The organism is Bartonella sp. AC535YNZD, assembly GCF_042196625.1.
Taxonomy (GTDB): Bacteria; Pseudomonadota; Alphaproteobacteria; order Rhizobiales; family Rhizobiaceae; genus Bartonella.
Genome location: NZ_JBHIQP010000034.1, coordinates 1 through 4161, shown reverse-complemented (window position 1 = coordinate 4161; position 4161 = coordinate 1). Strand labels below are relative to the sequence as shown.

General features: G+C 36.2%; 1 protein-coding gene. It reads right to left on the bottom strand.

The genetic code is table 11. The features are described from left to right. Nucleotides 1-241: 241 nt before the first annotated feature. On the bottom strand, nucleotides 242-4161 hold a 3920-nt coding region (locus ACFIM8_RS08855), incomplete at its 5' end, for a type ISP restriction/modification enzyme (protein WP_375614807.1).

The window sequence follows — 4161 nt, the reverse complement described above, 5'->3', positions numbered from 1 at the left end:
CTCTTTAAACAAAGCTTTTGAAAAGGATAAAGCTATCATTTTAAATTACGATATAATCTCTTAAAGGCAATCCAAATAAGAGTATCTAAAAGTGCAAGTTTCTTCTTTTTAGAATAACGCATATAAACACTCCCTTTAAGATGGTAGGTAATCAACTTAACAAGAGAGGTATAGATTATAGTTATAAGCTCTATACCCCTTGTGAATTTAGCATGCCTATCATATGAGCATGCTTTATAAGTTATTCAGTTTCTCTTAATACCAAATTTGGTAAGTTCTTAACGATTTTCATTGTTTCTAAACTTACGGTAATAACCCTTTGAAACAACTCCAAAGGATAAGCAGGGTTTCCAACGGTTTCAACAGCATAGCGATTGGCATCATTAACAATGCCGCTCTTTTTATCAGTCTTTACACATTGCCGTTCCATAACCCATTCAAGAGCGGGTTTACCATTGACGATATATTCATAAGCTTCAAGAGGGATATCTGTCATTGTGACATTGCTGTTGTAAAAAACTGTCGATTTATCTTTTACTTTACTATTCCCAAAAAAATTCATTTCTGTAACATAATAGAATTTTTCAGGATTAGGGATATCAGTGAGTTTTGGATCACCTTTTTTAAAGGTTACAGGATAAGGTTCTACAGTTTCATAGTTCATATGCAAATGCCCCAGTTCACGCCCTGCAGTTACAAATTTCCAAAAATCTTCAGTGCTCTTTACACAAGGGATACGAGGCAATTCTTTAGAGAGGTTATCAGCATAACGGGTGCGGTAATCTTCTGAATGCAAAATCCCGTAAACATAATAAAATAGATCATCTTTAGTGATAGTTTCATTAGGATAAGCGGCTTTAAAATGTGCTAATCCTTCATCCGTAATGGCATCACGGCGTTGTAAACCAGCTGTTTTGTTTTCCTCTATAGAGTTTGTAAATAAATGGGATTGCTTTTCACTTTTCTCTTTTAAGGATACAATATCTTCATAAAGATATTGCGGAAAGCATTGACCGTTTTCTATCACCTGATAATCAGACACAGCTTTAATCATAAGAACAGAAAAGTTTTTTTTTGCTCCTATGCCTGTAAGTTGTATCATTTTATTTTCAACTGATTTTCCTATAGGAAATATACATGGCATTATGGAAACTCTATCGTTGAAAGCACGATTATAATAGAGCCATTGTTTTGTAAAAGGGCGATAAATACTTTGAATAAAGCACGTCTCCTCGAACTCAAATAATTTTTCTCTTATAAATTCTCGTTTAAGAGTACTACTCCAACTGATCTTTGTAGCATCAGCGTTAACGAAATTGTCTATAGCCTTTTCACGTATTTTGCGATCAACATGTCCATAAGCTTCGTTAAAGCGCTCCACTTCGCTATTATAGAAGTTAATCATGTTGTACATGTTTTTTGATAAAGCATTACGACTTGAGTTGTATGCCCACGCATCACGACTGGTTAGAACGCCACAGGAATAAGTTTCAAAAAGCTTTGTATCATGACCTTTCTTAACACCTAAAGCTAGAAATGTCTTGAAACTGTCATCACGTTGATTTATCCAATCATTATGCCTATCCGGTGTAATTATTTGCCAACCTTGTTTACTCCGTGTAATACCATTAATGCTACCAAATTTTTTAATTGTCTTAAGCTTTTCTTCTCTATTGAGATAATCTCCAATATCACGGAAATATATCTTACCATGCTGCTGTGCATTTGGATTTTTTACGAGAATAGAGATAGCTATAGGAGCTCGTGATCCAGAACCAAAAATCTTGCCGCCTTCTTTTCGCGAAAGTTCTCCAGACGTTCGTTGATTGCCCCGTAAATGGAAAATATAAAGGCTGCTAAATTCTTCAACAAGGCACTTTCGCAAGCCATCCATAGATTTAGTATCTACAAACCCTGCATTTGTAACAAAACCAATAACACCACAGTCTTTTATACGGTCACTTGCCCAGCGAATGGCGCGGATGTAACTATCATAAAGCGCCTGCATAAGACTTGCTTTTGAATGAGCGGCATAAGTGTCACCAATACGATCATTCAATATGGGATAGGGAGTGTTCTTTGCATTGTCGTTTTCGCTTTTTTGTCCTATCGAATAAGGAGGGTTACCAAAGATAACTTTGATATTTAGTTTCTTTTGATGCTCTAAATATTCACTGTTTTCTTTAAATAATTTTTGCAACAAACTCTTCTCTTCAATTATTTGAAACGTATCAGTCAGACCAATATGCTTGAAAGGGATATAATTTCCTTTCATAAGACCATGATAAGTTGCTTCAATATTAATGGCTGCTATGTAATAGGCTAGCAAGACAATCTCATTTGCGTGGATATCATAACGGTATTTATATTCCATATCCTCTGGTTTGATGAGATTGGATTGTAATAGCCGTGTGATAAAGGTCCCAGTACCCGTAAAAGGGTCAAGAATGGAGACACCTCGTGATCCTAGACTTTTTCCAAATTCATTGCGTAAAACATCATCAACAGAATGAATGATAAAATCAACAACTTCAATGGGGGTATAAACAATTCCTAATTTTTCTACTGTACGCGGAAAAGCATAACGGAAAAATTCATTATAAAGCTCTACAATTAAGCTTTGTTGTGCTTCAAGAGTGGTAAATCCACGCGTGTAAAATTGTACACTCCTAGAAATATTTTTGAGAGCTTGAGATTCTTCAGGAGTAACTTGATCAAGGGTATTAAGTACACGTTGTAAGGCACAAGATACGGGATTCTCCTGAACAAACTTATGCCCTTCAAATAAAGCATTAAAGACTGGACGCGTTACAAGATGTTGCGCAAGCATTTCAATTGCATTTTGTTCGGAGATAGTTGTGTTTAAATTGCTCCGCAATTCGGTCATAAAATCATTAAACACCTGCCGTGTTTCAGTTTCTGATTTTGTTAAAACCTCAGTTAAGCGTGTAATATGGGTTTGAGCAAGATCACCAACATTTATTGCCCATTTCTTCCAATAGCTAGGGTCGTAATATCTATTGACAATAGCAGTTCTAATGGCATCTTCACTTTTAGAAAAAAGGGAGAGTTCTCCCTGTTCTTCACATGTGTGAGAGGATTCGTAAGTTGCTAACCCAATATTAAGCCCTGAATACTCTAATTTTGAGCGTATAGGTAAATCATCAATAACCGTGGTCGTATCTTCTAACGCAAGTTCTTGAGAAGCAGCAACGATTTCAAGAGTATCGCTTACGTCTTGTTTTTTGTGCATATGGTGAATTATTTTATTAAAGTTGTCATCATGGGCACGTAAAGCATTGAGAACTTGCCAGATAACATTATACTTTTTGTTGTTTTCTAAGGCTATTTCCGGCGGAATGTCAGCGGGTATCCCAATGGGTAGAATGATATAGCCTCTTTTTTTACCCTCTGCTCGACGCATTACACGTCCTATCGCTTGAATAATCTCAATTTGACTTTTGCGCGGGTGTAAAAATAGAACAGCATCAAGAGCAGGAACATCCACACCTTCAGAAAGACATCTTACATTGGTGAGAACACGACACGTATTTTCCCCCGCATCTTCCTTTAACCAATCAAGTTGTTTTGTACGCTCTTTAGCACTAAAGGTTCCATCAATATGTGCAAGGGTACAGTTAAGAGGAGGAGTATCTTTATAGTTCTTATGAAGAGCGCGCAAAGATTCTTGCACTTTTTCTTTTTTGAATCTCTTGCATATGCGTTTAGAAGTCTCAATATCTTTGCAAAAAGCTAAAGCTCTACGCATGGGTTTGGGGTCATCTTTAAGATCAAGTTTCAGATCCATTTTGGTAAGGGCTCTATAACAGCCATTAATCTTGGTCCTATCGTCAAGAATAAGTTCATAATTCTTATCGGTAATAAGATGTTGAATGGATTGGCTTACTTCTTTTTCATTGACAACTAATATGATAACTTTACAAGGTGCTAACAGCTTATCCTCTAAAGCACGTGAAAAGTTGTAAGTGTAAAGTTGTTTGCCATAGAGTTTTTCATTATCCATGGACACCAAAACGTTATTGGATAAGAAAGCATTTCTTTTCAGCTTGTCACTAAAGATCTTAGGCGTTGCTGTCATGTACAGACGTTTTTTGCCCCGAATGATGCTGTTATCGTGAACCTTGATAAATTCAGATTCAT